The sequence below is a fragment of the Mesorhizobium sp. M4B.F.Ca.ET.089.01.1.1 genome, assembly GCF_004022605.1.
In the GTDB taxonomy this organism is placed as follows: domain Bacteria; phylum Pseudomonadota; class Alphaproteobacteria; order Rhizobiales; family Rhizobiaceae; genus Mesorhizobium; species Mesorhizobium abyssinicae.
This window is the reverse complement of sequence record NZ_RZOS01000007.1, coordinates 36,736-42,735: the sequence shown is the minus strand read 5'-3', so window position 1 is coordinate 42,735 and position 6,000 is coordinate 36,736. Positions and strand designations below refer to the sequence as shown.

Below are 6,000 nucleotides of genomic sequence, written 5' to 3'. Positions count from 1 at the left end.
GCCAAGAAGTGCTATCCTTCAACATCGAGCAGGTGCTGGCCTGGAACCCCGATATAATCTTGGTCCCCCAACTGAAAAATGTCGAGAAGGTCTTCGGCAACCCGCTGCTAAAGGACGTTCGCGCGGTGGTGACCCGGCGCGTCTTTCCGCTTCCTGTAGTCGCGCATACATGGGGCAATCGCACGGCGGAGCAGCCGCTGACCGTGCTGTGGGCGGCAAGGACGATCAACCCGGAGGTTTTTGGTGAGATCGACCTAAAGGCCGAAGTGGAGCGCTTCTACGTTACTATCTTCGCCCATCCGCTCGACGATGAGATCGTCGCGGCCATTCTGGATCCAACGACCGAGCCACCCCACTAAGCGGTTGGAAACGAGCTGGTTAGCTCAGACCGTATGTTCTCGGCGTGAATGTGGCCTCCCTGTCGGCCGGGAAGAATACGGAAGCCGCTGATATCGTATAGGAATAGTCTACTTTTTAGGCTTCCGAATTGCAGGTAAAGGCCAGTTTGTGGATAGTTTTCTTGCAATTCCAGTTTGCGATTTCGCCGCCTGGCGTAGCGTGATTCACTGCTTTCATCGCAGTGAATCGGGAGCCAGGCGATGGGCAGACCACGCGAGCGGCGCGAGACTGGAGAACAGGGATCTTTTCCGCGCTCGCCTTGATGATGGCGGGGCTCCATATCCTCAAGCACACCTTCAACCTGTCGGACGAGGCGCTGTGCGCACGCTGGATCGAGAACTCGTATTTCCAGTATTTGTGCGGCGAGGAGTTCTTCCGCCATGACCTGCCGTTCGACCGCTCGTTGATGACGCGTTGGCGCAGCCGCATGGGCGAGGAGCGGATCGTGGCGCTGTTGCAGGCGAGACTCAGCCTTGCGGTCAAGACCGGGGCGATGAAGCCGGCCGACACGCGCCAGGTGATCCCCGGATCAGTCCGAGGACCGACACCACCGTGCAGCCGAAGAACGTCATGTTCCCGACCGACGCCAAGCTCATCCACCGGGCGCGCGAGCGGCTGGTGCGGCTGGCCAAGAGGACGGGCCTCCATTTGCGCCAGAGCTATGTGCGGGTCGGCAAGCTGGCGCTGATCAGCCACCAGCGCTATGCCCACGCCAAGCAGTTCAAGCGGGCCAACAAGGCGCTGCGCAGGCTCAAGACTATGTCGGCCGGACCATTCGCGACATTGGTCGCCAGATCGCCGGCAATGCGGGGCTGGACGCGCTCTTCAAATGGCCGCTCTACCAGGCCGCCACCGTTCTCCAGCAACGTCAGCGCCAGCGCGTCCGCAAGATCTACTGCCTGCACGCGCACGAGGTGGAATGCATTGGCAAGGGAAGGCGCATATGCCCTACGAGTTCGGGGGGAAGGTGTCGGTGGCCACCACGCTGAAGCGTCCGGGCGGCCAGTTCGCCCTGCATGCAAAAAGCGCTGCCCGGCAATCCCTATGGCGGCCACACGCTCGCAAGCCCATAGAGCATCGGCCACATCAAGGCTGAGCACCGGATGAGCCGCAACTCCTCGCCGGCCAGCAGGGCGACGCCCTCAACGCCGCCGCCGGCTACAACTTCTCCCTCCTGCTCAACTGGTTCACAGGTTTTGTGGCTTCTCATCGCAGCCCAGTCAGCCGAGAGGACTCGAAGCCTGACTAATCTCGTTGTTCACGGACGACTGACAATTCTTGGTGTTCAGTGAGGCTCCTCTGTTGCGGTAAACACGGATTGTCCGTGGATCTGAATCTTATTACAGAGCCGCGCCAAGTCTGACAGATCGTGACTCGCTGTAAGACAGATGCGTATGCCCGCATGGCCCCGAGCGACCGTCGGAAAGAACGTGACGGAAGTGTAAAAGCCATCATCGAATAGGCGTGCTGCGAAATCAATAGCCGCAAATTCATCGCCCACATTAATCATGCGAATTGGCAGAGGAGCGCCTCGCTGATCTGTGTTGATGAGATCGTCGAACAGGGCGATGCGGTCGATCAATTGATCTCGGCGAACCCTGAGCTCGCTCGTGCGGTGGATTTTCGCCGAGGCCATAGCGGCACCGACAGCTGCAACGTTGGGCGAAGCCGAGAAGGCATGCGGAATGGAGTAGCAACGAAATAGCTCTTCTTGATATGCCGTTCCCAGCATGAGCATGCCGCCCGACGCGCCGAAGCCCTTGGCGAGGGACGCCGCGACGATCGTGCGCTCACCTAGCTCGTTGGGTAATTGCGAGCGCGCAAAACCTTCGCCACTTTCGCCAAATAGTGAAATTCCGTGTGCGTCGTCGATGTAAAGAAAAAGGCCATACTTTTCCTGCAACTCAAGAAGCCCTTCGATCGGCGCGAAGCCGCCCATCGAATAGACGCCATCGCAGACGTAAGCGACGATTGGATGCTTGCGGCAAAGCTGCTCCAAAGCATCGAGGTCATTGTGAGGAATTGTCTCGACTTGGGTCTCCTCGGCCACAACTGGCTTATGAAAGGCAAGCGAGGCATGTGCCAGACGGTCGAACACCATGACAGGTCTTTGACCTCCCGTTAAATGTCCGGAGGCGATGATTGGCAGTGCGCCCATGTTGGCAATCATAACCGTCGAGTAAGTAATAATCCGCGCCCCAAAGAGTTGGGAAAGCAATCCCTCAAGTTCACCAACGAGTCCGAAATTCAGGCGCGTGCGTGCACAAGACCAGTGGAGTGATCCGTATTCCTTTATCGCGGCAACCGCGCCTGCAACGATAGCTGGATGATTGTCCAAGCCGAGGTAGCAACAACGTACGTAGTCGGCCATGGTATCGCCTCGACGCTCGCCCTCCGTGATCATGACCGCCCTCCCCTCTAAAGACCGCCCGTAAACACCCATGAGACCACGTTGGTGAGCCCGTTCGAAATGCATTCGCGTCCGATCAATGACCGAAGCGGTGTTGCGGAAATGACTGGCGTTTGCAGCGCCCGCTGTGAATTCCACCGGAGACATTTGGACGTCCTTTCAAAAGTGCATATTTGCGGTAAATTGGCTCCCCAGTCTCACGTGATCCAAATTGCGAACCGCCGAATTCCGATGCGGCTGATGGCCGTCTGATATGATCCCGAAGACACCTTCAGTCTGTCGGATGAGGAGCTGGCGCGCCCTGGGTGGAGAGACCCGAATACCCAGTTCTGGGGTGAAGAGTTCTTCTGCCCTGAGTAGCCGGCGCATCCTGGCACAACGTGCCGCAAAGCCCAGGTTGGAGTTTTCAGCACTAGGTGGAACATGACACCGGAAATGAATCGCGAGACAAGGGAACCGCCACGCGGTCGAGCCCGTCATCGGCACAATCAAAGCTGAACACCGGAGGGGCGGCACCTGTATCGCCCACAATCAGGACGACGTCGGCGGCGCCTCCCTGGCCACCGCCGACTACTTCCCGCTCCTGCTAGACGGTTCAGGAGCTTTTGTGGCTTCTGTTCGCCGCGGCGCTCCCACTCAGGCCGATATGACCCGCGGTCGGGGACATCCACTCAGGTCCACCAGAGAACAAGATCTGGCCGCGCAAATCCGAAAAAGCAATTCAGCAGCACGCGACGCTTTCCGTTGCCTGATTGACCGGTAACCCCGTGAACGAAGCCGCCATCGATTAGGGCGATATCCCCAGTTTTGAGCTCGAACTCGCGGCAAGGGACGGCCTCCAGATAGGCTGCCGAATAGGGGTATCCAGTGGTCTCCACACCTTGCGATATCCGGTCCGCAACCGTCGGCTTGTGGCTCCAGAGCTTCAGATTGCCGCCTTCCTCAGGCATGCTGGGATAGAGGTTGAGCGCTGCGACCGTATTGTGCGCCACCGCAGAAAGCTCGTAATCATCGCCAGCACGTAAGACTTGAGCGACGTCGTCGTGGGGATCCAAGGAAAACGTGCCTGTGCCCGACCAACTGAGGCCGCGACAAACATTGGCCTGGCCGTGTTCGGAACGCGCTAGCCGCAATTCGATTCCCTGGTTGTGAAGCTCTCGCTTCAACGCCCCGAATACTGCTCGAACCGGGTCAACCAAATTCTTAAAAAGGGCATCGACGTACGGCCGCGCGTTTTCGGCGTCTGCGAAATAGGTGGCTGCATCCTTTCTGTAGTGAGATGCACCGACATATTGTCCGGGCACACCATCTTTACGCTCTCTGAGACCGGAGCTTCCAATAAAGTTCGTAGTGATCTCCTCTGCTACTTCGGTGCTGAAAGCTTGCTTGATGTGCAGAGCGGTGAGCTCACCTTTCAGGACCGAGATGATCTCCGCCGTGTTGATCGACCCGGTCCGTTCTTTGATCGAAACCGGCGAGATGGCTGGCACTTGAGATATCTGACTAGGCATTGTCTTGCTCCTGTAGTGCGTGTTCAAGGATGGTGATGCCACGATCGAGTTCGGCATCGGTGATGGTTATCGGCGGGAGGACTTTGATAACGTCGCGATTTGGCCCCGAGGATTCGATAAGAAGGCCATTTTCGAATGCGACATCGTGCACGCGGCCGACAACTGCCGGTGAACGGCATTTCAGGCCGGCCATCAGACCGCGGCCGCGCTTCTGTTCGATGTATCTTGGAAATTTCGCAACCAGGCGATCGAGGTGCGTTTGCAGCCTGACGGCTGTCCGCTCGACACCTGCAGTAAATTTCCTATCCGACCACATCTTGCACATGGCTCCTGCCGTCACGAAGGCGAAATTGTTTCCTCTGAAGGTCCCGCTATGTTCTCCGGGCTTCCATATATCCAAGTCGGGTCGAATCAGAACGATGGACAACGGACTACCTGAACCGCTAAGGGACTTAGAAAGACAAACAATATCCGGTTCGATTTTTGCAGACTCGAATGAGAAGAAGTCGCCAGTTCGGCCCGCACCTGCCTGGATGTCGTCGACGATAAAAACAATGCCATGCGTGCGGCAAATGCGCTGAATTTCCGTGAGCCACGCTGCGGATGCGGCGTTCATGCCGCCCTCTGCCTGGATGGTCTCCAGAATGATTGCGGCAGGCTTTTCTATGCCGCTCCCCGGGTCGCTCAAAACGCTGTCGATGTAACTGGCGGAATCGAAAGCTTGGCTCGGATAGCCGTCATAGGGAACACGGATCACATCGTGGCGAGCGACGCCTCCCAGTTCCCTGGTTGAGGCCGAGCCCGACACCGCTAGAGAGCCGAGCGACATGCCGTGGAACGCATTCGTAAAGGCCATGACGCTCGAGCGGCCGGTGTATTTTCGCGCCAGCGCCAGAGCCGCTTCGTTGGCGTTCGTGCCGGTCGGCCCAGGAAACTGAATCTTGTATGAAAGGCCTCTGGGTTTCAGGATCCAATCGACGAACCCTTCAATGAAGTCACGCTTTGCCGCCGTATGCATATCAAGCGACAGAAGAATGTTCTCACCGACGAGATATTCAATCGCCGGCGCCATAATATCCGGATTGTTGTGCCCGTAGTTGAGTGCGCCGGAACCCACCAGGAAATCGATAAAGGGCTTACCCGTCTCGTCCCAGATCGTCGCCCCAAGGGCCTTCGTAAAGACGGTGGGGAACGCCCGGCAATAACGACGAACGCTAGATTCATGAGCCGTGAAAGCGTCGGTGTCCATATTAAGTCCTCTGCACATAGTCGTCAAAGAAGAGAGCTGTTTAATGGCTAGTGGTTTGCGGCATATGTTCGTCGTTTAACATTGAAGCAGAATGCCGGAGGCAGCTTTGTTTGGTCTGGGTTTGGTCTGGTGGTGCCGGGATCCTCATTGAATATTGTTGGTTGCGTTGCCCTCCATTCGGATGTCTTCGGGGAATGTGCTGCAACAAGATGGCTTCTAAACCTTCCGCGAAAGCACCGATACTATGGCATCAGGTAGTTGACGTACCCACCCATCGCTGCCCATAGCGCCTCCGCACAAATGAATGGGTCCAAGGAGATCAGCAGGGTCGCGTCGCCAGAGGTTGTGTCGCTCGGCGGTAGCGAAGCCGCTCGCGAGCGCGCTCCTCGATGGCGCCGTAGCGAGCGAGCGGCTTCGCGGCGGTCATCAAT

Annotated in this window: 3 protein-coding genes and 2 pseudogenes; 2 read left to right on the top strand and 3 right to left on the bottom strand. The window is 57.6% G+C overall.

Features of this window, described 5'->3' with window-relative positions; all coding sequences use genetic code 11:
* Both EN780_RS38615 and EN780_RS01580 read left to right on the top strand, forming a co-directional pair.
* Positions 1-359: pseudogene (locus tag EN780_RS38615) on the top strand (ABC transporter substrate-binding protein); the annotation flags it as partial.
* 240 nt (positions 360-599) lie between these two features.
* A pseudogene (locus EN780_RS01580) lies at positions 600-1,648 on the top strand (IS5 family transposase).
* Between the two features lie 36 nt (positions 1,649-1,684).
* Here the strand turns inward: EN780_RS01580 and EN780_RS01575 are convergent.
* The 3 genes from EN780_RS01575 to ectB form a co-directional block, all read right to left on the bottom strand.
* Positions 1,685-2,956 carry an aminotransferase class I/II-fold pyridoxal phosphate-dependent enzyme gene (locus EN780_RS01575; protein WP_126080648.1) on the bottom strand — a complete coding sequence of 424 codons (1,272 nt, stop codon included), beginning with the start codon at positions 2,954-2,956 and terminating at the stop codon, positions 1,685-1,687.
* 524 nt (positions 2,957-3,480) lie between these two features.
* On the bottom strand, positions 3,481-4,320 hold the full coding sequence (locus tag EN780_RS01570) for a hypothetical protein (RefSeq protein WP_126080647.1): 840 nt from the start codon (positions 4,318-4,320) through the stop codon (positions 3,481-3,483).
* Positions 4,313-5,569 carry a diaminobutyrate--2-oxoglutarate transaminase gene (gene ectB, locus EN780_RS01565; protein ID WP_126080646.1) on the bottom strand — a complete coding sequence of 419 codons (1,257 nt, stop codon included), beginning with the start codon at positions 5,567-5,569 and terminating at the stop codon, positions 4,313-4,315. Before ectB ends, EN780_RS01570 begins: the two co-directional genes overlap by 8 nt.
* Between the last annotated feature and the right edge of the window lie 431 nt (positions 5,570-6,000).

Excerpts from the sequence above, each read along its gene's own strand:
- EN780_RS01575 (WP_126080648.1), bottom strand. The coding sequence starts at position 2,956 with ATGTCTCCGGTGGAATTCACAGCGGGCGCTGCAAACGCCAGTCATTTC.
- EN780_RS01570 (WP_126080647.1), bottom strand. The coding sequence starts at position 4,320 with ATGCCTAGTCAGATATCTCAAGTGCCAGCCATCTCGCCGGTTTCGATC.
- ectB (WP_126080646.1), bottom strand. The coding sequence starts at position 5,569 with ATGGACACCGACGCTTTCACGGCTCATGAATCTAGCGTTCGTCGTTAT.